We start from the raw sequence: 23,558 nt of genomic DNA, 5'->3' as shown, positions 1-23,558 counted from the left end.
GTCAGCCGCCCCGCTTCTTGTTGGGTATGAACGCATTGTTTCCTGACTCAGTGATTCCGGTGCTTCTGTGCTGAGTGAATTGGAAGCCGTCCGAGCCGTAAGCCTCGATGTGCACACCGATGGGGATTTTTTCGCTCCCGATGTATCGAGGGGTGACGCTGTATTGGATGGTCTCTCCGGACTCGACCGCGGCCCTGATTTGATTCTCGATATGACGCATGACGGGGGAGTTCGCGTAGGAATGCATGGTGACGAAGTTCTCTGGGAGGTAATTGGATCCGCCGAGCTGTGCGCCGAGGAGGTGGGCCCGGTTGTATCCCATGTCCTTCTTCCAGCCAGGAGGGTCGCCGTGCGGGTCGGTGGGATTCTTCCCCATCATGTCGTCTCCCAGCGTGGCGTGCATTCCCGTCGGCCGGCCGAGTCCGTCCAGTTCACCGTAAACAACCCTACCGTCCCACGTAGGATCGTCGGGCTCGTTCTTCTTGCAGGGGAGGAGTCCGAGCGGATCGGCCCACAGAAGAGGATTGTGGACGTATGCCGCGGGGTTTGGTGCCGGGGCGAGGCCGAGGGGGTCCTGGCTGAGGTAGCGAGCGGATTCAGGGTCGTAGTAGCGGAAGTAGTTGTAGTGGAGGCCTGATTCGGGGTCGCAGTACTGGCCTGGGAAGCGGAGCGGGGTGTACGCGGTGGCGTCGCGATTCCATGACGTCGTGCCCCACAGGGTGGTGCGAGTCCGCCAGGCCAAGTCCCCGGACTCGTCGATGAGTTCCGTCGGGGCGCCTATCAGGTCGGTGACAATGGCGAAGAAGCGCTCGTCGTCCGTGTCTGTGCGGCGTTCCGTTTGGGAAATCGGCCGCAGGCCGGCATGTTCCCAGGTCAGGACGACGTTCGCGGTCGTCTGTTCGCAAAGGGTCGTGCCGTCCCAGGTGAAGTAAACCGTCTCAAAAGGAGACTGCTTGGATATTCGGCGGCCCAGGGGGTCGTACGCATACCGCCAGACCGACCCGTCCGGTGTCGTCACCGACGTTAGACGGTCTTCCGCGTCCCACTCATAGCGCCAGGTGTCGGGCTTTCGGGAGGGACGGTTCTTCTGGCGCAGGACGATCCGGCCCTGGCCGTCGTGTTCGTAGCGGACGGCACCCGCTCTGGTGATCTGCGTGCCTTCATAGGTGCGTGTGCCCGTTGCGGAATGGGACGGGTGCGTGGTCGGCCAGGAGGCCTCGATCTGATTTCCAGCGTCGTCGTAGGCATATCTTTCTGTCCAGCCCTGGGCATGGACGGCCGTGATGCGACCGGCCGAGTCCACGTCGAAGCCACGTGCTCCGGAGAGCGCGTCGCTGATGGCGATGAGACCGCCGCCTGCGCCGTAGGTGTACGAGCGATGCTGAAGACGGCTCCCGCGCGAGGTGACCTCCTGAGCCGTCAGGCGGTTCATCGCGTCGTACGACGACGTCAGCGACACGAAGTTCGAGACCGTGCGGTCCACCTCACGCCCCAGGGCGTCGAGAGAGAAGGCGATGTCGCGACCCGAAGCCGTGAGCTTCGTCCTGCGGCCTGCCCCGTCGTACGACCACGTGCTGACCGACCCGCCCGGCGTCGTGCGGCCCACCCGGCGGCCCGCTTCGTCGTACGCGTACGTCAGCGTTCGGCCGTTGACCGTCTCGGACTTCAGACGGCCGTAACGGTCGCGGAGGCGTATCAGCGTCGCGTCCGGACCGGTGGCCGACGCAAGCTCGTCGAAGAGGTCGTACTCGTAGGCGGTGACCACGCCCTCCGCGTCCTTGCGGACGGTCTGGCCGAGTTCGTTGTGCGTGTAGCGGACGCACTGCCCGAGACCGTTCGTGCGGGAGGTCAGACGTCCTGCCCCGTCGTATGCGTAGCCCAGCGTCCGGTCGTCGAAGTCCGTCTCCGAGACCAGCCGGCCCGCCGGGTCGTACGTGTAGTCCCAGGTCAGACCCTGTGGTGCGGTCACCCGGGTCAGGCGCAGGTTCGCGTCGTGGGCGAACTCGTAGCGGACGCCGTCCGGGGCCGTGCGGGAGGTCGGCAGGTCGAAGTCGGTGTACGTGAAGCGGGTCGTGCCGCCCAGTGCATCCGTGTGGGTGAGGCAGTTGCCCTCGCCGTCGTACGTCCAGGACTCCACCGTGCCGTCGGGTGCCGTCCGGTGCGCAAGGCGGCCTTCGACCGTCCAATCCAGGCGCGTGACCGCGCCCAGGGCATCCGTCACCTCGACCGTGCGGCCGAAGGCGTCGTGTGCGTAGCGCGTCGTGGCGCCCAGCGGGTCGGTGATCTCGACGGGGAGTCCACGGGCGTCCAGGACCAGTCGGGTGGTGGCGCCGAGCGGGTCCGTCATCGACGTCAGCCGGCCCGACTCGTCGTACGCGAACTCCGTTCGGGCGCCGGAAGGGGTCGTCACCGACGTGCGGTTGCCGTGCTCGTCGAAGGTCTGGCGGGTGACGTTGCCGTCGGTGCCGGTGATGCGGACCGGGAAGCCGCGGCCGTCGTACTCCGCCCGTGCCTGGCGCCCGTCCGGGCGCTCCATCGTCGTCGGCCGGCCGTGTTCGTCGTACGTGGTGCGGCTGACGTGGCCCAGTGGGTCCGTCCGGGACAGCAGGCGGTTGTGGCGGTCGTACGCGTAGCGTGTGACCGCGCCCAACGCGTCGATCTCGGCGACGACCTGGTTGCGCTCGTTGATCAGGTGGCGCTCGGTGTGCCCCAGGCCGTTCGTGAGGGTGGTCGTGCGCAGCCCGGTCGCGGGATCGAGGTCGTCCCAGGTGAAGGTGGCTTCCAGGTGGCCGTTCGCGCCCGACTGGTAGGTGCAGCGGTCCTGGTCGTCGTAGACGTAGTCGTAGCGGCTTCCGTTGGTGTCGGTCCACGAGGTGATGCGGCCGTGCTCGTCGCAGCCGAAGCGGAGGGGACGGCCCGAGGAGTTCACGACCTCGGTGAGGTGGCCGTCGGTGTAGCCGTACCGCAGGATCTCCTGGTCCGATCCGTCCTTCGCCGCCCTCGCGAGATGGAGCGCGGTCACCCGGCCCCCGCTCGTCGTGAGCTTCAGGTGGTACCCGCCGTGGTGGACGATCGCCGTCGGCGCACCCGACTCGTCGTACTCGAACGTGATCCACCGGCCGTTGCGGTCGTCGATCTGGGCCAGGAGCGCGCGTTCGTCGCCGTGGTCGACGAAGTGCCGGACCGTGCCGGTCTCGGGGTCGGTGACGGTGTAGCCGTCCTCGACCCGGTCCAGGGGCCACTGCCGCCCGTGCGTGGGCATGACCGGGACGCCGGGCGCCGGGTGCGGGTAGGCGAGGAGGCTGCCCTCGTCGCAGCTGAAGATCACTCCCTCGGCGTCGATCTCAAGCCGCTGGTCGATCGTCGACGACCACGTCGGGCCGAACCAGTGGCCGGAGCGGCGCGAGGAGTCGAAGGTGCGGCGGAAGACGAGGGGCAGCGAACCGGGCAGGGCGATGTCGGTCTGCGGCAGCAGCATCCGGCCGGAGGCGATGTCGACAGGATCGCTCTTGCACACCGTCTCGCGGCACGTCTTGCCGTTGCTGTGCGGGTCTTGTTCGTGGTCCCCGCGTACCCCGCGCGGCCTCTTCCCCTCCGGCAGGTGCTCCACGCCGTTCTTCACCGCGGCGCGCACGCCCCCGCGCAGCAGCCCGGTGCCCTTCGTGCCGATCAGCTCCGGTGCCATGCGGCCGAAGAACTCCGACGGGTCGCCCTTCAACGCCTCCCAGGCGCCCTGCAGCGCCCGGTCCGGGTTGGCCGCCGTGGACACCAGGCCGGCGAGCGTCATGTTGACGCCCTTGTAGTACTCCGCCGGGTGGGTCAGGTTGTACGGGTCGGTCGGGTTGACCGAGCGGACGAAATCGACCAGGCCGGCCGTGCCCTTGACGATGCCACCGCCGAAGTGGGCCAGCTCGATGCCGGCGCCCAGGCCGTAGTCCATCAGCTCGGCCTTGACCCGATCGCGGCCCTTCGGCTCCTTGGGCGCGTGGGCGAGGGCCGCGCTCACCGCCGTCCTCGCGGCCTCCGCGGCCTCGTCGCGCGCCTTCCGCGCGTCGTTCAGGATCTCCTGGGCGCGCTGCCGCTTGGCCGTGCCGGGGTCGGTGAAATCGCCGGGGTCCGGGAGGGGGGATTCGCTGTCGCTCGCCGCCTTGTAGGCCGCGACCTTCTTCTCGTACGTCTCGGTGGCGGCCTTCGAGTCGGCGTCGCCCTCCTCGTACAGGGCTATCGCCTCACGCGCCTTGCCCTGCGCGCTCACGATGGCGTGGGAGTACGTCTCCAGCGCCTTGGCCGCGTTCTCCATCGCGTCGGCGGCGCGCAGCCAGTCGGTCGGCAGGGTCTCGAACGCCGCCCGGAACCCGTCGGCCGCCGCGCCCTTCCAGTGACCGGAGTCCAGCTGCTTCATCCCGCCGCCGACCAGGTCGAACGCCTTCTGGAAGTCCCGGAGGTTCTGCACCGTCCCGGCGATCTTCTCCGGCTTGCCGTGGATCAGCTCGTCCGCGTCCTCGGTCTGCCCGAGCTGCTGCTCCCCGACCTCCGCACCGAGCGAGGAGGCGGCGCCGTCACCCCAGTCCTCGACTGCGTCCGCCCAGTCGTGCGCGCCCGTCTTGTCCAGGAGCTGACCGGTCTTGTCGGTCGCGAAGTCGATGCCCTCGCCGACGAGTTCCTTGCCTCGGTCGATGCCGTCGCCGATCTTGTCGATCCCCTTGTCGACCAGACCACCCCAGTCCACCATCAGCGGTCATCCCCCCAACGCGGCTGTTCCGCCTGCTCGACGGTCGCCTTGTCCGGGGCGAGGCCGGCCTTGAGCTCCTCGTCCATGCGCCGGCGTAGCTCCGGGTCCACCAGACCGGAACGCTCCAGCGAGTCCAGCCCCGCGTCCGAGACGTCGTAGCCGGTGTTCTTCCAGTTCTGCTCGACCTCTTCCCGGGCCTTCCTGAACGACTCCGCGCTTCCGTCCGCGTCGTCCCAGGTGTGCTGGTCGCGGATGGTCTCCCAGCTCATCTTCTTGACCTCGTCCTCGGAGAGGTGCGGGTTGCCGTTGAGGGAGTTCACGCCGATCTTGATCGAGTCCTTGAGGTACTGCTCGTACTCCGCGAACGAGCCGGCGGACAGGCCGACCCCGACGGCGAACTGGTTCCCCCGCATGGTCAGCGCGCGGACGCCCCACTCCCACCGCTCGCAGAACGTCCGGAACTCCGAGGTCAGGCCCCCGTGCCCCAGCTCCAGACCGGACAGGGCGAGGTCGGAGAACCCCCGGCCCGCCGACGCCTCGCCGACCATCCCGAGATCCTTCAGCTCGGCATGCGCCAGGTCGATGCCCTTCGCTATCGCCGCCAGCGCCTCCGGCGGTATCGCGAGATGGGGCTCGTCGCCGCTCATCGTGTCCCCGTTCCCCCGAGATCGGGCCCGTTGCCGCTCATCGTGTTTCCGTCGCCCCGAGATCCACCGCCACCTCGTCCGGGACGATCCCCGCCACCGGCGGAAACAGCGCCCCGTCCGTACTGCCCGCGTCCAGCGCCACCCCGCCCGGACCCGGCAGCATCGGCACCATCACGTCGAGAAGCCGCGCGCCGAGGATCGTCCGGTACGTCCACTCCCGCGCGGCCGCACCCCGTGCGACGGCGAACCGGGCCAGTGCCTCCTCGTCCGAGAACGCGCAGATCCACCGGACCCCGTTGGCGTCGGCGGTCCACAGGCTCTCGTGATCGTCGAACGGCACCAGGACGGCGGTGCGCCGGAATTCACCGAGCAACCGCGCAAACTCCCGGCGTGCCAGGGTGACTTCGGCGACGGTCACCGTCGCGGGGGTGGCGGGAACCGGCGGGACCTCCTCCGGCGCTTCTGCCAACTCCGCCAACCTGGAGAGCTGTTGAGGCCTCAGCGCGTCGTCGTCCCCGGTCTCGTCCACGCGCGCATGCTGCCATGCGGTCATTCACACCAGCAACGAACAAAAGCCCGATACGGCGACACCTGCCGGCGGTAGACCGTGCGGTCCGGCTCGAACCCCGCTGGTGTGCTGGCTGTTGGGTCGCAGAGCGGGTGATCGGCGGCCCCGCTGGACCGTGCGCGGTTCGGGACGTCTTTGTCAGGTCGACGGGCGTCGACCCGTACATAGGGTGCCGAGGTCCGGCCCGGCGGCCGCCTCGAACCTCCGCATGGCTCCGAGGCGGTAGCCCGTGACCGGCTGACGCCGCGACCACGGTTCCTCTTCGGCGTCCGCGCCGGAACTGCTTGCCGATGGCGACGTCCTCGGCGGAGGTGATGGTGGCGGCGCGAACCGGCCGGCGGCGGAGGCCAGGCGTGTTGGACCTGGGTGTTCCCCCGGGGCGGCCTGCGCGCCGGCTGAATCACCCGCCTGGGTGAAAGGCGCGGATTCCGCCCTCCCATGCATGTGGCATATGTCAACGTGTCGGTCATGGCGACAGCGACGAACCGGTTCACGCAGGCCGGTGAGCACGTACCGTGGAAGGCACCACCGATCCGGGAGGAGTCTGCCGTGAGCGTCCTGACTCAAGAGGGGTTCGAAGAGCTCGCTCGCGCCGGCGAACACGTGGACGAGTCGCTGCGTCTGGAGTTCATCGACGGGACGATCTGGGAGAAGGCTGTGCCGGACGGCGACCACGGGCGGATCATCGAGTGGCTGACGCGACTGTGCATTCGGGCCCATGTGGACTGGTGGCTGTACCCCGATCAGGGCCTGAGGATCGAGAAGTACCGCAAGGGCAATGCCCGGCCCGACGGCTGTCTCGCACCGAGCGGCACGTTCGTCGGTCAGGGCGAATGGGCGAGCGCCGACGGTGTCCTCATGGTCGTCGAGGTCACCTCCGGCGACTCGGACACCGGCCACCGTGACCGCGTCGAGAAGCCTCGTGCCTACGCCGAGACCGGAATCCCCGTGTACCTGCTGGTGGACAGGACGACGGGCGAGGTCAAGGTCCACTCGCAGCCGGACGGGGAGCGCTACGAGATGGTGGTGACCGTGCCCATCGGCAAGACGGTCACGCTGCCGGAGCCGGTGGGGATGGAACTGGACACCGAGCCCCTGAAGAACTGGGTTCACTGAATTCTCGCGCGGACTGTCACACATCTCTCCCCGCCTCCGTCAGTGCAGTGTCCGGCTCGGTCGAGGCGGACAACGGGAAGGCCTAAGGAGCCGAGATGTTCGCCGAGATGTCCACCACCGCCATCGTCGTCACCGCCGTCGCCGCGTTCATGGCCGGTTTCTCCGGGGCATCGATCTTCGCCAAGGCCAAGTTCGTCGTCGAGCCGCTCGCCGAGTACGGCGTGCCGCGGTCCTGGTGGAACCTGCTCGGGGCCGCCAAGGTCGCCGGGGCCGTCGGGCTCGTCGTCGGGTTCTACGTCCCGGTCATCGGGACCCTCGCCGCCATCGGGCTGATCCTGTACTTCGCCGGGGCCGTGATCACCGTGCTCCGGGCCCGCGCCTACGGGCACGCCCCCTTCCCGCTGATCTACATGGCGCCTGCCGTCGCCGCCCTCGTCCTGACCTGGTGACGCGAGCGTACGAAAAGGCCGCCGCCCCGGATCGGTACCGGGACGGCGGCCTTTTTCGTACGTCGGTGCCTCAGTCCTTCTTCGGGTCCTCCAGGCGCGGGAACAGCACCGCGCCCTTCGTCACCGTCGCGCCGGCCGGGAGCTTGCCCCACTCGCCCGCGTTCTGGACCGGCTGGTCCGCCAGGGCGCCCAGGGACGCCTCGGCGCCCAGGGACTCCCAGAGGGCCTGCGAGGTCTCCGGCATGATCGGGTTCAGGAGGACGGCGACGGCGCGGAGGGACTCCGCGGCCGTGTAGAGGACGGTCGCCAGGCGGGCCTTGCCCTCCGGAGACTCGTCCTTGGCCACCTTCCACGGCTCCTGCTCCGTGATGTAGCCGTTGACCTGCTTCACGAAGTCGAAGATCGCCAGGATGCCGCCCTGGAAGTCCAGCTCCTCGCCGATCTTCGCGTCGGCGGTCGCGACGGCCTTCGCCAGGCCCTCGTGGATCGCCTTCTCCGCGTCGCCGTCGGCCGTCGAGGCCGGCAGCTCGCCGCCGAAGTACTTGCCGACCATCGCGGCCACACGGGACGCGAGGTTGCCGTAGTCGTTCGCCAGCTCGGACGTGTAGCGGGCGGTGAAGTCCTCCCACGAGAACGAACCGTCCTGGCCGAACGCGATCGCCCGCAGGAAGTACCAGCGGTACGCGTCCACGCCGAAGTGCGAGGTCAGGTCCTGCGGCTTGATGCCCGTCAGGTTCGACTTCGACATCTTCTCGCCGCCGACCATCAGCCAGCCGTTGGCCGCGACCCGGCCGGGGACCGGCAGGCCCTGCGCCATCAGCATCGCCGGCCAGATCACCGCGTGGAACCGCAGGATGTCCTTGCCGATGAGGTGCACGTTCGCCGGGAAGGTCTCGTCGAACTTCGCCGGGTTCTCGTTGTAGCCGACGGCCGTCGCGTAGTTCAGGAGCGCGTCGATCCACACGTAGATGACGTGCTTCTCGTCCCACGGCACCGGGACGCCCCAGTCGAACGTCGAGCGCGAGATGGAGAGGTCCTCCAGGCCCTGCTTGACGAAGTTCACGACCTCGTTGCGCGCCGACTCCGGCTGGATGAAGCCCGGGTTCGCCTCGTAGAACTCCAGGAGCTTCGGGCCGTACTCGCTCAGCTTGAAGAAGTAGTTCTCCTCCTTGAGGATCTCCACCGGCTTCTTGTGGACGGCGCACAGCTTCGTGCCGTCCTCCGCCTCGATGAGATCGCCCGGGAGCTTGTACTCCTCACAGCCCACGCAGTACGGGCCTTCGTACCCGCCCTTGTAGATCTCGTCCTTGTCGTACAGGTCCTGCACGAACTCCTGCACGCGGTCGGTGTGACGCTTCTGCGTGGTGCGGATGAAGTCGTCGTTCGCGATGTTCAGGTGCTCCCAGAGGGGCTTCCACGCCTCCTCGACGAGCTTGTCGCACCAGGCCTGGGGCGTGACGTTGTTCGCCTCGGCCGTGCGCATGATCTTCTGACCGTGCTCGTCCGTGCCGGTGAGGTACCACACCTTCTCGCCGCGCTGACGGTGCCAGCGCGTGAGCACGTCGCCTGCGACGGTCGTGTAGGCGTGGCCCAGGTGAGGAGCGTCGTTGACGTAGTAGATGGGGGTCGTGACGTAGAACGCCTTCGCCCCCTGCTTCTCGGATCCAGTGGCCGCCATGGTCGAAATCCTAACGGTCGGACGAAGATCCACTCACATCCATAAACCGGGGGGTGTGGATGATGAGCGGCATGCGTGTACTCGTAGCCGAGGACGAGCCCGACCTCGCCGCCCTCCTCGCCACCGGCCTGCGGCGGGCCGGGTTCGCCGTCGACACCGTCCACGCCGGGGACGAGGCCCTGGACCGGCTCGGCCTGTACGCATGCGAGCCCGGTTGCGGTCCCGGCCCCGGCCCCGGCCCCGGTCCCGGCCCCGGTCCCGTCGGCGGTGCGCCGTACGACGTGCTCGTCCTCGACCGTGACCTCCCCCGCGTCCACGGCGACGACGTGGCCCGGCGGCTCGTCGCCGCCGGGGCGCCCACCCGGATCCTCATGCTCACCGCCTCCTCCGCCGTCGAGGACCGCGTCGACGGGCTCGACCTCGGCGCCGACGACTACCTCGGCAAGCCCTTCGACTTCCCCGAGCTCGTCTCCCGCGTCCGCGCCCTCCGCCGCCGCTCCGCCCGGCCCGCGCTTCCGCCCCTCCTCGTGCGCGACGGCCTCGTCATGGACACCGTCCGGCGGACCGCCGTCCGCGACGGGCGGGACCTCGACCTGTCCCCGAAGGAGTTCTCCGTCCTCCAGTTGCTCCTGGAGGCCGACGGCGCCGTCGTCTCCGCCGAGGAGCTCCTCGAACGCGCCTGGGACGCCCACGCCGACCCCTTCACCGGGGCCGTACGGGTCTGCATGAGCAAGCTGAGGGCGAAGCTCGGGGAGCCCGGTCCCATCCGGACCGTGCAGGGCGTGGGGTACGTGCTGTGAGCCGCCCGGGGCTCCTCGGGGCCGGGTCCACCATCCGTACCCGCATCGCGCTCGTCTACGGCGGTGTCTTCCTCGTCCTCGGCGCCGTCCTGCTGCTCGTGGTCAACCTGCTGGTCAGGGCCGGTACGGACGCCGATGTGGAGGCGATCGTCGCGCAGGCGGACGGCGCCGGGCCCGCCTTCGTCGAGGCGTACCGGATCGGCGACGACATCCGCCGGGCCCTCGGCGAGCAGATGCTCATGTGGTCGTCGATGGCCCTCCTCGTCATCGCTTGTGGTGCGGTCGTGGTGGGGTGGTGGACCGCCGGGCGGGTGCTGCGGCCCGTCCACGACATGACCGCGCGGGCCCGGCGGCTCTCCGAGCGGAACCTCGACGAGAGGCTCGCCGTACGCGGTCCCGACGACGAGCTGAAGGAGCTCGGCGACACGATCGACGCGCTGCTCGGGCGCCTGGAGGCCGCCTTCGACAGCCAGCGGCGGTTCATCGCCAACGCCTCCCACGAGCTGCGCACCCCGCTCGCCACGCAGCGCGCCGCGATCCAGATCGGGCTCGACGACGACTGCGAGGTCCGGCAGGTGCTCCTCGACGCCAACCGGCGCAGCGAGCGCCTCATCGACGGGCTGCTGCTCCTCGCGCGGAGCGAGCGGGGGCTCGCGGAGCGGGAGGACGTGCGGCTCGGGGACGTCGTCGCCGAGGAGTACGCGGGCGCGTGCGTGGTCGCCGACGGCGGTGTCGTACGGGGGAGCCGGGTGCTGCTGGGGCAGCTCGTGCGGAACCTCGTCGCGAACGCGGTCGCGTACAACGTGCCGGGGGGTGACGTGGCCGTACGCGTCGCGGACGGGGTCCTGACCGTCGTCAACACCGGGCCCGTCGTCCCGGAGGAGGACCTCGACGGGCTCTTCGAACCCTTCCGGCGGGGGGAGGGGCGGGACCGGACGGGGCCCGGCGCGGGGCTCGGGCTGTCCATCGTGCGGTCGATCGCGGCGGCGCACGGGGGTGCCGTGCGGGCGGTCGCGCGGGGTGCGGCGGAGGGGGGCGGGCTGGTGGTGACGGTGACCCTGCCGGTCACCGTCACCACCGCGTCCGTCCCGGCCTAGAACTCCAGGCCGGCGAGGAGGCCCCGGTAGAAGGCCGCGTGCGGGGTCTCGACCGGGGTCGCGCCCGCGAAGTACGTCGCCGTACGGGGGGTGCCGTCGAGCTTCCGGACGTAGTCGAAGGCCTTGTTGTCCTCCTCGCCCCAGACCACGAACCGCCAGTTCAGCGGCTTGTCCGTGGCCTCGGCGAGGGCCTGCGTCGCGGCCGTCTTCGACTCCGGCGCGCCGTCCGTCTGGAACACGACGAGCGCCGGGCGGGCCGGGTCGTTCTTCTCGTGGTGGGCGAGGACCTCTTCGACGGCCCGGTGGTAGTTGGTACGGCCCAGGCGGCCGAGGGTGGCGTTGACCTCGTCGATACGGGTGGGGGTGAGGTCGGCCGGGGCCAGGTCGACGGTGCCGTCGATGTCCGTCGAGAAGAAGACGGTCGTGACGGTGGCGTCCTCGTCGAGGTGCGCCGCGAGCGCGGTGACCTGCTCGGCGAGCCGCTGCACGGAACCGTCCTTGAAGTACCCGCGCATCGACCCGGACCGGTCGACCACGAGGTACACGGCGGCCCGCGCACCGGCGAGCTCCTGCTTCTTGAGCTGCGCGCCGGCGGCCTTGTAGGCGTCGACGAGGTGGGGTGCGGCTGCCTTCAGGGCGGGGAGGGGGACGGCGGGGGCGACCTCGCCGGCCGGGGCCTCACTGTCGGTGACCTCGTCGGCCGGGGCCTCGTCGGCCTGAGCCTCCGGCTCCGGGGTGGTGTCGGCCTCGGCCGCCGCGACGGCGACGGCGACCTCGGCCTGCGGCTCGTCGGCGTCCGCCTCCGGCTCGGCCGGGGCCGCGGGCTCGGCCGCGTCGGTGGCGGCGGCCTGCGGCTCGTCGGCGGCTTCCGCCTCCGGATCCGCCGGGTTCGCGTCGTCCGCGACGGCGGCCGCTTCGACGGCGGTGTCGGCGTCCGCCGCGGCAGCCTCCGGCTCCGCCAGGGTGGTGGCTTCGGCCTGCGGCTCGTCGGCAGCGTCCGCCTCGGGCTCGGCCGGGGCCTCGTCCGCCGCGTCGGGGGCGGCTTCGGCGTCGATGGCCGTCGGCTCCGCCGGGGTCGCGTCATCCGCGGCGACAGCCGCCTCGGGCTCGGCCGGGGCATCCTCGGCCGCTTCGGCGGCGGCTTCGGACGCGTCCGCGTCCGCCACGGCGGCTACCGGCTCCGCCGGGACCGCGGCCTCGGCCTGCGGCTCGTCCGCAACCTCCGCTTCCGGCTCCGCGGCGGCCGAAGCTTCCGGCTCCGCGGCGGCCGAAGCTTCCGGCTCCGCGGCGGCCGAAGCCTCCGGCTCCGCAGTGACCGAAGCCTCCGGCTCCGCGGCGGCCGAAGCCTCCGGCTCCGCCGTCTCGACCGCCTCGTCCGCCGTGGCCGCGACCGGCTCCTCGGCGTTCGGCGCCACCGCCGTCTCGGCCGACTCCTCCGTGACCGGCTCCGCCGTCGTGGTCGTGTCCGCCTCGGCCGTCCTCGCCCTCGGGATCTGCGGGTTGTCGAAGGCCGCCGCCACCAGGTCGTCCGCCGCCCGGCTGGCCGCGGTCTCCTTCGGCGGGGCCGGTTCCGACGGCTCCGTCTCCACCGACCCCGACGGCTCCTCGGACGTCACGGTCTCCGAGGCCTTCACGGCCTCTCCCGTCCCCACGGACTCACGCGTCTGGGGCGGGACGGAGGTTGCCGGGGACTCCTCGCGGTCCCGGCCGAACACCTTGCGCAGCATGCTCCGAATACCCATGGGCGAACCCTTTCGCATGAGTGGGGGTGCAGTGTGAATGTCCGTACTGGGCGTTTCGGGGCGTTCATCCCTGGCCAGGGCGGACACGTAAGGTTAGCGGCCGCCCCCTCCCCTTCCGGCGCCCCGGTCGCCCCCGGTTTCAGCGCTTTCATTCGGCGTTCACTCCGGTGCCACGTCACTCCACCCCCAGGCCTTCCCTGAACCTCGTGAACTGTTCCTCCGGGTCCCCCGTGTACGACCACGGCACCCACGCCGCCCGCTTCCCCAGCAGGGTCATCACGTCCCTCGCGATCTCCACCTGGCCCGCGTAACAGGCCGCGTGCGCGAGGAAGTTGAGGTCGCCGACCTCCTCCGGTGCCACCGGGCGGCCCGGGTCCCGGCCGCCGATCCAGCGCGCGAACGTCCGGCGCAGTTCCGTCACGGCCAGTTCGTGCTTCCAGTGCTGGTCGAAGCCGCGCACCGGGCCCCGGCCGAGCGCCCCGTCCGCGATGTACCGGTACTCCTCGACCCGGGCCACCTGCACCAGGACCGGCAGTGAGGAGCCGGGCGGGGCCACGCCCGCCGCGTCGCGGGCGAAGTCGTACATGCTGCCGTGCGTGCCGTGCCACCGCGCCGACCAGTAGCGGAGCACCTGGATGTGGCCCTCGGTGTTGTACGGGTCCCGGCGCCGCAGTTCGTCGAACCAGTGCCTCAGCTCGCGGCGTGCCACCCCGCCCTCGTAGAGCCTGGCCACCGAGAGGAGGGAGACCCACGGCATCGGGTCCGCGGGGGCCGCCTCCGCCGCGCCCCGGCAGGCGTCGACGGCCGCGTCGATCCGGGCCCGTTCGACGACGGCGCCCCGGCCGGCCGCGATGGCCGAGTCGAAGACCCGTACCACCTCGGTCGCGGCCCGCAGCACGGCGGCGTCGGGGTTGCCGGGCTCGGCGGCCCGCCAGGTCTCGACGGTGGAGCTGCCGGCGGCGGCGTGCGAGAGGAGCCGCAGCCGGTGGGTGCGGCGCGCCCAGTCCGTACCGGTGGCGGCGAGCAGGTCCCGTACGCCCTGCCAGCGGCCGATGACGATGTCGTGGCGCGCCTCGGTCAGCGCCCGGTCCCCGAAGTCCGGGTCGAAGTCGGGTACGAAGCGCTCCTGGCGGGACGGGCGCACGGAGCGGCGGCGTACGGCCATCGGGGGCCTCCTTCGGGTTCGGCTGCCGTAGGAAGAAGTCGCTCTGTCCGGTAGGTACGGACGTACCGGCGTCAGAAGTCCGTCGCGTAGCTCTTGTCGCGCGTTCCCGTACGCGGCCGCGTCGCCGGCGCCGAGCCCTCCGCCGCCGCGAGCGCGCGGACCGCGTCGAGGCGGGCCGGGCGGTAGTAGTCGCTGCCCTTCCGCCAGTACACGAGCAGCGGGAGCACGCCGACGAGCAGGCCGCCGAGACCGATGGTGAGGGCGGTCGTGGAGAGTTCGCCGAGGGAGGCGACGAAGGCCCACAGCATGAACGCGGAGCCGAGCAGCGGCCACAGTCCGCCGAGGACGAGGTTCTGCACGGAGCGGAACAGGACCGCCTTGTACGCGACGACGGCGGCGATGCCCGCGAGGCCGTAGTAGAACGCGATCTGGAGGCCGATCGCGGCGACGGCGTCGCTGAGGATCTGCTGCACGGAGCCGGCGGCCGCGGCCGCGCAGAACATCACGAGGGCGGCGCCGCCGACGGCGGCGATCGCGACCCACGGGGTGTTCCAGCGGCGGTGCACGAGGCCGAGCGAGGCGGGCAGGGTCCGGTCGCGGCCCATCGCGAACAGCGAGCGGGTGACCTGGAGGAGGGTGGTCTCCAGGGTGGCGACGGTGGACAGCAGGACGGCCACGACGAGCAGTTTGCCGCCGACGCCGGGCCAGATCTCCTCGCCGAGGACGGCGAGGACGTTGGGTCCGGCGGTACGGATCTCCTCGGCGCTCAGCAGCACGTTGACGGCGACGGTGAAGGCCTCGAAGAGGAGGAAGACGAAGCCGACGCCGACGAGCGCGGCGAGCCCGGCGGTGCGGCGGCTGTTCCGGGTCTCCTCGCTGAGGTTGCTGGTGACGTCCCAGCCCCAGTAGTAGAACGCGGCGATCAGCGCCCCGGCGGCGAAGGTGTCGGTCCCGTGGAAGTGGTCGAGGGCGAACCAGGACCAGTCGAAGGCGGTGGCCCGGCCGCGATGCACGACGGCGGCGAGGATGAAGCCGACCAGGATCAGCATCTCCACGCCGGACATCACGAGCTGCGCCCGTACGGTGAGCCGCGCGCCGCCCAGGACGACGAGCAGCATCATCAGGAACCAGGCGGCGCCGACGCCCGCCGCGAGCGGGGTGTTCGCGGCGAGATCCGGGTCGATCAGGGAGAGCGTGAGCGAGCCGGCGGGCAGCGAACCCGCCACCATGAACACGGTGGCGGCGATGACGAGCGCCCAGCCCGAGAGGAAGCCGAGGAAGGGGTGGAGGGTGCGGCCCACCCAGGAGTATCCGGCGCCGGCGTTGACGTCGATGCGGCCCAGGCGGGCGTACGCGAGGACGATGCCGAGCATCGGTATCGCGCAGTAGAGCAGGGCGGCGGGCCCGGCGAGGCCGACCGCGCCGAAGAGGACGGCGGTGGTCGCGGCCAGCGAATAGGCGGGGGCGCTGCCGGCGACGGCCATCACGATCGTGTCGAAGGTACCGAGCACATTGGGCTGGAGCCCTCTGTTCGTGGTGGTGCGCATGGCGGAGTCCTCGGGACGCTGGGGTGGGGCAGGGCGAGGCGGCGGAGCGAAGCGTCGGGCTTTCCGGGCCGGTTGGGGCCGACGGATCGAGCGCATCGTAGTCGTACCGTGGCGTTCCGGTAATGGCGGTGGGGAAGGTTCCATTCCGTAACCGCCGGTAAGTCCTTCCGTGCGCCCCCCGGGAGACGTTTACCGCAGGTCGGGACTGGCGATGGCGCGGGCCGCGCTCACCTCCGAACGGAGCGGCGCCAGGACTCCGTTCTCGTCTCCGGGGAGCTCCGCGCGGACCTCCACGAGGGTGTCCGTGCCGCGCAGTCCGTCCGCGAGCTCCCTCAACTCCCGCTCCACGGCGGCCACCTCCGCCGGGTCGGGCGCCTGGGCGCCGTGGTCGACCCGGATCCGGGCGGCGGTCGTCGCGTCCACGATCCGCTCCACGGCGACGACCAGCGGCCACCAGGCGGCGGCGCGGGCGCCCGTCGGCGGCGGTTCGGTCAGGGCCCGCTGGAACTCGGAGCGGACCGTCGACAGGTCCCGGTAGAGCTTCCGGCGGGCGCGGAGGCGCGCGCCCTGGTCCGGGCCGCCCCCGCCGAAGGCCCGCGCCACGTACGCGGCGGTGTCCGCGACCGCGTCCGCGAGCCGGTCCCCGATCCGGGAGTGCCAGGACTCGGGCCAGAGCAGATAGCCGGCGATCAGCGCGATCGCGCAGCCGATGAGGGAGTCGTAGAGGCGGGGCAGGACCAGGTCGAAGCCCTGGTGGTTGAGCGTGTCCGAGAGCAGCAGGATGACCGGGGTGATGGCCGCGGTCTGGAAGGCGTACCCCTTCGCGGAGGACGCCGGGATCAGCGCCGCGAGCACGGCCATCACCGGTACGTCCCACCAGCCGCGCGGCACCTCGGAGAGGACGAGCGCGGCCAGGACGAGTCCGGCGGCGGTGCCGGCGGCGCGGAGCACGGCCCGCGAGAAGACCGAGCCGAAGTCGGGCTTCATGACGAAGGTGACGGTGAGCGCGACCCAGTACGAGCGGGGGACCGGGATCAGGGAGACGAACGCCTGCGCGAGGCCGATGCAGAGCGCGAGCCGCAGGCCGTACCGCCAGGACGCGTCGGAGAACAGCACCGCGCGGACCGAGCGGCGGACCCGGACGCGGAGCGCGGCGGGGCGGCCGAGGCGGTCGTCGACGTTGTACGGGTCGGGGTCGGCCTCGTGGACGACGGCCGCCGCGTGCCGCAGGGCGTGGTCGACCGCCTTCTCCGCGGGACGCTCGGGAACGGGCAGGTCGTCGAGTGCGGGGGCGCCCGTGCGGCCCTCCTCGACGGCGTCCGCGAGCTCCCGCACGGCCGCCGGGATCGCCGGGGACAGCGGGCCGACGAGCCGGGCCCTCAGGTGCGCGGCGGGCGCGGCCTCGACGAGCGGGATGGCGACGTTCAGCTGGGCCAGGATCCGCACCAGCGGCGCGGCCCGGCCGTGCTGGCGGGCGCGGTGGGCGAGGACCACGTCGTACGCCTGGTTGAGGGAGGCGGTGACGGCCTGCCGCTTCTCGTCGTACGCGGGCGTGCCGGTCGCCTCGTACAGCTCGGCGACCGTCCGGTAGGTCGCGGCCACGGCCCCCCGCTCGGGGGCGACGCGGCGCATCGGCCAGCCGAGGAGCGTCAGGGCGAGGACGAAGAGCCCGCCGAGGCCGAGCAGGACCGGGGCCTTCCACCAGGGGGCGGGCATGGGCAGGCCCGCGCCGACGACGGCGTTGAGGAGGAGCAGCAGGCCGGACACGGAGGCGACCGCGCCGATCGAGGAGATCATCCCGGAGACGAGCGCGACGACGGTGAGGACGGCGACGGCGGCCCATCCCTCCCCGTAGACGAGGGTCCCGAGGGTCACGCCGAGCGCGCCGAACGCCTGCGGCACCGCGATGTTGAAGACCCGCATCCGGTACGCGTCGGCGGTGTCGCCGATGACGCCGGACAGCGCGCCCATCGAGACCAGCGCGCCGTACGCGGGCCGCCCCGTCGCGAGGCCCACCGCGAGCGGCACGGACAGCGCGATCGCCGCGCGGGCGACGGCGGCCCAGGGGATCGGCGCGGGGGCCGGCTTGAGGCCGGCGGTGAGCCAGGCGGGCGGGGTGCCCCGTACGGACCGCTCCATGCGACCAACGTACGCCGGGCCCGTGCGGCTATAGGGACGTTCCGTAATTCACCGTGCGGCGCGGTATGCGCCGTCGCCGATGAGGAGGCGGTGTCCGGCTGGCTGGTCGGCCGTGGTGGCGCGGTGGGCGGCGATGTCGTTTCTGCGCCGGTCGCTCTTGGAGCACGTCGCCGTGATCCAGCTGCGCCCTCTGCGCGTACATCCGTGCGATATGTCGCGAGCATTGGTGAACGTGTGCGTGATTCGCCTGTGCGTGCGGGGCTTTCTCTAGGTTGATCCGAAGCGGGGGTGATGCGGCGAGGGGGGGGCGATGGTTGTGCGGGTTGCCCAGGCGGCGCGGAGGTTCCGGGGGAAGAACAAGGCCCCGAAGTGGACCAAGCCCGACGGCGGGACGGTGTCGGTGATGGTGCTGCCGCTGGCCGTCACCGATCCCGCCGACCTGGCCCGGCTGGGCAGGCTGTTCGGCGCGATGTGGTACATCAAGCGAGCCGTCCAGCGCGACGCCCGTGCCAGGGTGGATGCCTACTGGGCCGCGCACCACGAGCGGAACGGGCCGGGTGCGAAGGCGGTACGGCAGCGCCTCGGCCTGTCCCGTGAGGCCCTGGAGCGGTGCGCCTACCGGCATCTGGAGGGCTCGGTGCATCTCAAGCACCACGCCTCCAAGGCCCTGGCCATGCACATGGCCGACGAGGTCTGGAACGGCGTACAGCGCCACCTCTTCGCCAACGCCACCGGACAGCGACACGGCCGCCCCGAAGTGGGCCGCCGGCACGACTTCACCCGCATCCCCGGCCGCGCCCGCTCCCACACCACCGCCGACAAGTGGGAGACCTTCCGCCTCGCCGGTACCCTCCACGGCCACGCCATGGCCTACACCGACGGCGGCCGGCACGAGATGCAGCAGCCCCGGTGGATGCCCAAGCCGACCGCGCCGAGCGGTACCGTGCCCACGGACAAGACCACCGCGTCCGGCAAGCCCAGTATGCGCAAAGCGAACTGGTGGGACCACACCGGCCCGCTCGCCGTCGTCTTCGCGGGCGGCCCCGCCGGCGAGGCCGGTGACCTCGTGCTGCCCGTGCGCATCCCACAGGGGGCAGGGCAGTGGGCCCGCGTCGAGCACTTCCTCGCCGACCCCGGCCGCTGGCACAAGGTGGACCTGGTCCGCCGCCGCAAGCCGGGGGCTCCGGGTGGCTGGGTGTACGAGGCGCACCTGATGGTCCTCGGCCCCGGCCACACCTCACCCGCCGTACGGGAGATGCGGCAGCAGGCCACTCGGCTTGACCGGATCGGCGGGGTGGACGGCAACGTCTCCGACCTCTCGATCGTCTCCTTCCCCACCGCCCTGGACCCCGGCACGGGCGTCCCGGCCTCCACCGAGATCACGCTCACCGACGCCGAGCGCGCCCTGCTGGAGAAGCGGGCGAAGAAGCGGCGTGGTCGTGCGCGGGCCCTGGAACGCTCCCGTCGGGCGATGAACACCGGTCAGTACGGGCTGTCGAAGAAGCAGACCCGTCGCGCCGACCGGCGGGCCTCCAAGGGCCTGCCCGCCAGGACGGTCACGGTGCCGGGCGGTGCCCGCGCCGCACGGTCCGATGGGGTGCCGAAGCAGGCGTTCCGCCGTGACCGGCTGTCCGCCGACTACCGGGAGCAGCGCGCCCGCCAGACCGAAGCCGCCGCATCCGCCGCCGAACACCGCAGGTTCCGTGCCCGCACCGTGGCACGGGAGGTCATCGCCGCCCACGGCGTGAACCTCACGGTGGAGGACTGCGACATCCGCACCTGGCACCGGCTGTGGGGCAAGCGCCTGTCCCGGACCACCCCGGGAATGCTGATCTCCGCACTCGACCGGGAGTGCCGGGCTGCGGGCGGCCGTCTCGTCCGGGCCTCCACCTGGTCCACGGTCCTGTCGCAGCACTGCCTGTGCGGCCGGCGCGTCTCCAAGACGCTGTGGGACCGCGAGCACAGGTGCATTGCCTGCGGCCTCGTCGGCAAGCGCGACCTCGTGTCCGCCGCCCCGGCCGCCTTCGTCCGCCTCGCCGACGTGGACGACCCCAGGACCGCGTACCTGGACAGCAACCTGTCCCGGCACGCACAGATCGTTTATGCAGAAGCGCTGGAAGAAGCGCTGGGCGAGTCAACCACACCGTGCCGGAACATCCCCCGGGGTGCTGGTCGCGTGGCAGTCCCACGGCAACGCCGTGAGACCTCTGCTCCCCGAACCGCCGGACGGTGGCACCCACCGAGCAACCCCGGATGAGACACGCCCCGTGCGTGACCACACCGGAAAGCCCGGACGCCGCCCCGGCTGCGACCCGCAGCTCACCCTCTGGTGAATCGCGGAACAAGTCTTAGTTGCGGTAGGACTCGACCTCGGACGGCGGGCGGAGGGCCGCCGTGTCCGGGTCCTCGCCGAACTCGGCCTTCGCGCGGCGCTGCCTCAGCAGGTCCCAGCACTGGTCGAGGCGGATCTCCAGCTCGGCGAGGCGGGCGCGCTCCTCGGGGGGAAGGCCGCCCGTTCCCGCGCGCTCCCGCAGGGCGCGCTCCTCCTCGACGAGGGTGCCGATGTCGTCCAGGATCTCGTCGTTGTCCATGCCTTCCAGCGTGGCGGATCGACGCGCGGCCCGCAGGTCGAGAGGGGCGCCCCCGGGCCCGTGGTGGGGCCTGCGCCCCGCCCCCGCCGTGCGGAACGATTGCCCACAACGGGGCGCGGAAGCGCCGCCCACGGCGGACCTCAGTGGCGTAGGGCCTGTGTGATCTCCGCCTTCGTCGCGCCCGAGAGCGTCCGGTTGCTGCGGGCCGTGCCCGTCTTGGACCTGCCCGGTTCGACGCCGTCGATGTTCAGGACGACGGCGTCGAGCAGATTGCCGTCGGCGTCACGGAAGGTGACCATGATCGTGTAGTCGGCGGTCTTGTCCTTGGGGTTGGTCGCGGTGATCTCGGCGACCGTCCGGTCCCCGTCGGTGCTGGTCGCCCCGGCGCGGACGTCCCCGGTGGCGTTCACCCCGTCCTTGACCTCGTTCATCTTCTCCTGGGCGGCGGAGGCGACGGCCGCGGTGGCGGAGGAGACGATCTCGCCCGCCTTGTTCTTGGCGGTGTCGCAGCCCGTGAGGGCGAGGAGCACCGTCGCGGCGAGCGCGACCACGGTCTTGGTGCGTCGCATGGGCCGGCGCCTCAGTACCGCTGGTCCGTGCCGTACGCGTCGTCCGTGGCCAGCGCCCAGATCACGAAGATCGAGATGGCCATCGAGAACAGCGCCCACCACGGCTGGTAGGGGAGGAAGAGGAACTGGAAGAGGACGTTGAGGGAGGCCAGGGAGATACCGGCGATCCGGCCCCACTCGGCGCCCTTGAGGATGCCGAAGCCGGCGATGGCGACGATGACGCCGAGGATGAGGTGGATCCATCCCCAGGTGGTGAGGTTGAACTTGAAGACGTAGTCGCCGATGCGGGTGTAGACGTCGTCCTCGGCGATGCCTGCGATGCCCTGGAAGACGTCCATGAAGCCGGTGACCAGCATGAGGACGCCGGCGAAGAGGGTGCCTCCGGAGGCCCAGGCGCCGGAGGTGCTCTGCTGGGGGGCCGCCTTGCGGGGTGCGGTGTTCTGGCTCATGGCCCCATCGTGGGAGCGTTCGTACGATTCCGAACTTTCAGCTGGGCCGAACGAGTGAGCGCAGGAAGGCGTCGAGGGCCGCGTCGAACTCCTCGGGCCGCTCCAGATTGGGCAGGTGGGCGGCCCTTTCGATCACGGTGAGCGTGGAGTGGGGCAGCAGGGCGTGCATCTCCTCCGCGTCCGCCACCGGGGTGTACGTGTCGTCCCGGCCGACGACGACGAGCGCGGGCACCGCGAGGGCGCCGAGCGTCTCCCGGTAGTCGGGGCGCTCGGCCCGGCCGCGCAGGGCGGCCGCCGCGGCGACCGGGTCGGTGGCGCACATCATGCGGTGGACGTGCGGTGCGGCATGGGTGTTGTACGGGGCGACCATCCGGTCGAGGACCTCGTCGGCGTACCCGCGCATGCCCTCCCGCAGGAGCCGGTCGGCCATGGCGTTCCGGGCCTTCCTGCCGTCCTCGGTCTCGGCGGCCTGGAAGGTGTCGGCGAGGACGAGGCCCCGGACCCGCCCGGGGTGGCGGTGGACGAACTCCATGGCGATCTGGCCGCCCATGGAGAGGCCGGCGACGACGCAGTCGTCGATCCCGAGGGCGTCGAGGAGACCGGCCAGGTCCTCGGCGAAGTCGCCGAGGAGGGTGGAGCCGCTGCTCGCGCCGAGGGGCGTGGCGCCGTAACCCCGCAGGTCGGGGGCGATGACGCGGTAGCCGGCGCGGGAGAAGCGGTCGATCTGCGGCTGCCACATGGTGTGGTCGAACGGGTGGCCGTGGACGAGGAGGAGGGCGGGGCCGGTGCCCCGGTCCTCGTAGAAGGTGGGCATGACCGCAGGCTAGGCATCCCCAACTCCTCGGTGCAATAAGATCTTTGCTCTCGGTGCAATGCGGGAGGGGCCGGAGATGGACGAGTACCGGAGGATCGCGGACCGGGTCGAGGCCGCCGTGCGGGACGGGCGGCTGCGCCCCGGCGACCGGCTGCCGCCCCAGCGGGTCTTCGCCCGCCGTCACGGCATCGCGAACTCGACCGCGATCCGGGTGTACGGGGAGCTGGCCCGCCGCGGCCTCGTCGTCGGCGAGGTCGGACGCGGCACCTTCGTCCGCGCCGCACCCCCGCTGCCCGGACCCGCGCTCGCCGAGGCGACCGGCGCCGCGCCCGTCGACCTCCAGCTCAACTACCCCGTCAGCGACGGCCAGTCGGAGCTGATGGCCCGCGCCCTCGCCGCGCTCACCCGGCCCGACGTGCTCGCCGAGGCCGTCTCCCGGCCCGCCCCCGCCGGCGGCACCCCGGAGGCCCGGGAAGCGGCCGCCGCCGTCCTCGCCCGGCCCGGTTGGGCCCCGGACCCCGACGGCGTCCTCTTCGCGGGCAACGCCCGCCAGGCCCTCGCCGCCGCGCTCTCCGCCCTCGTCCCGCCCGGCGGCCGCCTCGGCGTCGAAGCCCTCACGTACCCCCTGGTCAAAGCGGTCGCCGAACGGCTCGGCATCCGGCTCGTCCCGCTCGCCCTCGACGCCGAAGGCGTACGCCCCGAAGCCCTGGAGGCCGCCCACCGGGCCGCGCCGCTCGCCGCCGTCTACCTCCAGCCCACCCTGCACAACCCGCTCTCCGCCACCGCCGGGGAAGGGCGGCGGGCCGAACTCGCCGAGCTGCTCCGCCGCCTGGAGCTGACCGCCGTCGAGGACACCACCTGGGCGTTCCTCGCCCCCGACGCGCCCGCGCCGCTCGCCGCGCACGCCCCCGAGCAGGTCCTCCTCGTCGACAGCCTCTCCAAGCGGCTCGCCCCCGGACTCACCGTCGGCTACCTCGTGGTCCCCGCCCGGCTCCGCACCGCCGCCGCCGACGCCCTGCGCTCCGGCGCCTGGACGGCCGGCGGGCTCGCCCTCGCCGCCGCGACGCGCTGGACCGGGGACGGGACGGTCGCGGAGGCCGTGGCGCTCAAGCGGGCGGACACGGAGGCCCGGCACGCCCTGCTCCGGCGCCGCCTCGCCGGACACGCGCTCCGGACCTCCCCGCACGCCTACTACTGCTGGTGGGAGCTGCCCGCGCCCTGGCGCGCCGAGACCTTCACGGCCGCGGCCGCCGCGCGGGCGGGCGTGGCCGTCACCCCCGGCAGCGCCTTCGCCGTCGGCCGCGCCGCCGCGCCCGACGCCGTCCGGCTCGGCCTCGCGTCGCCGCCGGTCGCGGTCCTGGACGAGGCCCTGGCCCGGCTGGCCGAGGTGGCCGCCGCAGGCCCGTGATCCACTTGCGGGGTGCGGGGCGCGGGTGTGCCCTGGAGGGTGCGGGA

The 23,558-nt window shown here is 71.9% G+C and carries 18 protein-coding genes; 6 read left to right on the top strand and 12 right to left on the bottom strand.

Features of this window, described 5'->3' with window-relative positions; all coding sequences use genetic code 11:
• Position 1 precedes the first annotated feature (1 nt).
• From GGE06_RS15730 to GGE06_RS15720, 3 genes are read right to left on the bottom strand one after another with little or no spacing between them, the layout of a single operon-like run.
• Entirely contained in the window at positions 2 to 4,732 is a 4,731-nt protein-coding gene (locus GGE06_RS15730; RefSeq protein ID WP_184931094.1) for a putative T7SS-secreted protein, read from the bottom strand.
• Positions 4,732 to 5,379 (bottom strand): hypothetical protein, encoded by a 648-nt coding sequence (locus GGE06_RS15725; protein WP_116160079.1) that lies wholly within the window; start codon positions 5,377 to 5,379, stop codon positions 4,732 to 4,734. The genes GGE06_RS15730 and GGE06_RS15725 overlap by 1 nt, the downstream gene beginning before the upstream one ends.
• Positions 5,380 to 5,416: 37 nt before the next feature.
• The gene (locus tag GGE06_RS15720) at positions 5,417 to 5,932 is read right to left on the bottom strand and encodes an SseB family protein (RefSeq protein WP_184931093.1); all 516 of its coding nucleotides are present in this window, start codon (positions 5,930 to 5,932) and stop codon (positions 5,417 to 5,419) included.
• A 564-nt stretch (positions 5,933 to 6,496) separates the two neighbouring features.
• Between GGE06_RS15720 and GGE06_RS15715 the strand changes: the two genes are divergently transcribed.
• Both GGE06_RS15715 and GGE06_RS15710 read left to right on the top strand, forming a co-directional pair.
• Positions 6,497 to 7,063: a Uma2 family endonuclease gene (locus tag GGE06_RS15715; protein WP_312883151.1), complete on the top strand. Its 567-nt coding sequence runs from the start codon at positions 6,497 to 6,499 to the stop codon at positions 7,061 to 7,063.
• 95 nt (positions 7,064 to 7,158) lie between these two features.
• Positions 7,159 to 7,512: a DoxX family protein gene (locus GGE06_RS15710; protein WP_246532581.1), complete on the top strand. Its 354-nt coding sequence runs from the start codon at positions 7,159 to 7,161 to the stop codon at positions 7,510 to 7,512.
• Positions 7,513 to 7,582: 70 nt separating this feature from the next.
• Here GGE06_RS15710 and metG read toward each other — a convergent pair whose 3' ends face one another.
• Positions 7,583 to 9,190, bottom strand: a complete 1,608-nt coding sequence (metG, locus tag GGE06_RS15705) for a methionine--tRNA ligase (protein WP_184931092.1) — start codon at positions 9,188 to 9,190, stop codon at positions 7,583 to 7,585.
• A gap of 71 nt (positions 9,191 to 9,261) precedes the next feature.
• Here metG and GGE06_RS15700 point away from each other — a divergent pair, with 71 nt between their 5' ends.
• Positions 9,262 to 9,990: a response regulator transcription factor gene (locus GGE06_RS15700; RefSeq protein WP_184931091.1), complete on the top strand. Its 729-nt coding sequence runs from the start codon at positions 9,262 to 9,264 to the stop codon at positions 9,988 to 9,990.
• Positions 9,987 to 11,087 carry a sensor histidine kinase gene (locus GGE06_RS15695; protein WP_184931090.1) on the top strand — a complete coding sequence of 367 codons (1,101 nt, stop codon included), beginning with the start codon at positions 9,987 to 9,989 and terminating at the stop codon, positions 11,085 to 11,087. Before GGE06_RS15700 ends, GGE06_RS15695 begins: the two co-directional genes overlap by 4 nt.
• Here the strand turns inward: GGE06_RS15695 and GGE06_RS15690 are convergent.
• From GGE06_RS15690 to GGE06_RS15675, 4 genes are all read right to left on the bottom strand, one after another.
• On the bottom strand, positions 11,084 to 12,829 hold the full coding sequence (locus GGE06_RS15690) for a VWA domain-containing protein (RefSeq protein WP_184931089.1): 1,746 nt from the start codon (positions 12,827 to 12,829) through the stop codon (positions 11,084 to 11,086). The genes GGE06_RS15695 and GGE06_RS15690 overlap by 4 nt on opposite strands.
• A gap of 175 nt (positions 12,830 to 13,004) precedes the next feature.
• Positions 13,005 to 13,994, bottom strand: a complete 990-nt coding sequence (locus GGE06_RS15685; RefSeq protein ID WP_116160084.1) for a hypothetical protein — start codon at positions 13,992 to 13,994, stop codon at positions 13,005 to 13,007.
• Positions 13,995 to 14,065: 71 nt separating this feature from the next.
• Positions 14,066 to 15,541, bottom strand: coding sequence for an APC family permease (locus tag GGE06_RS15680; RefSeq protein WP_116160085.1), 1,476 nt, complete (start codon positions 15,539 to 15,541; stop codon positions 14,066 to 14,068).
• A 189-nt stretch (positions 15,542 to 15,730) separates the two neighbouring features.
• Positions 15,731 to 17,680, bottom strand: coding sequence for an FUSC family protein (locus tag GGE06_RS15675; RefSeq protein WP_184931088.1), 1,950 nt, complete (start codon positions 17,678 to 17,680; stop codon positions 15,731 to 15,733).
• A 310-nt stretch (positions 17,681 to 17,990) separates the two neighbouring features.
• Between GGE06_RS15675 and GGE06_RS15670 the strand changes: the two genes are divergently transcribed.
• Positions 17,991 to 19,937, top strand: coding sequence for a transposase (locus GGE06_RS15670; protein ID WP_184931087.1), 1,947 nt, complete (start codon positions 17,991 to 17,993; stop codon positions 19,935 to 19,937).
• 91 nt (positions 19,938 to 20,028) lie between these two features.
• Here the strand turns inward: GGE06_RS15670 and GGE06_RS15665 are convergent, their stop codons facing one another.
• The 4 genes from GGE06_RS15665 to GGE06_RS15650 form a co-directional block, all read right to left on the bottom strand.
• On the bottom strand, positions 20,029 to 20,271 hold the full coding sequence (locus GGE06_RS15665) for a DUF2630 family protein (protein WP_116160089.1): 243 nt from the start codon (positions 20,269 to 20,271) through the stop codon (positions 20,029 to 20,031).
• 140 nt (positions 20,272 to 20,411) lie between these two features.
• A complete protein-coding gene (locus tag GGE06_RS15660) occupies positions 20,412 to 20,840 on the bottom strand; it encodes a hypothetical protein (RefSeq protein WP_184931086.1) in 429 nt (142 codons plus the stop codon).
• 11 nt (positions 20,841 to 20,851) lie between these two features.
• A complete protein-coding gene (locus GGE06_RS15655) occupies positions 20,852 to 21,289 on the bottom strand; it encodes a DUF7144 family membrane protein (RefSeq protein WP_116160091.1) in 438 nt (145 codons plus the stop codon).
• A gap of 37 nt (positions 21,290 to 21,326) precedes the next feature.
• Positions 21,327 to 22,103, bottom strand: a complete 777-nt coding sequence (locus GGE06_RS15650) for an alpha/beta fold hydrolase (RefSeq protein ID WP_184931085.1) — start codon at positions 22,101 to 22,103, stop codon at positions 21,327 to 21,329.
• Positions 22,104 to 22,179: 76 nt separating this feature from the next.
• Here GGE06_RS15650 and GGE06_RS15645 point away from each other — a divergent pair, with 76 nt between their 5' ends.
• A complete protein-coding gene (locus GGE06_RS15645; protein ID WP_184931084.1) occupies positions 22,180 to 23,511 on the top strand; it encodes an aminotransferase-like domain-containing protein in 1,332 nt (443 codons plus the stop codon).
• Positions 23,512 to 23,558 lie beyond the last annotated feature (47 nt).

Source organism: Streptomyces nymphaeiformis, assembly GCF_014203895.1.
GTDB lineage: Bacteria > Actinomycetota > Actinomycetes > Streptomycetales > Streptomycetaceae > Streptomyces > Streptomyces nymphaeiformis.
Note: the sequence above shows the minus strand (reverse complement) of the source record. Positions and strands in the feature narration are given on the sequence as shown.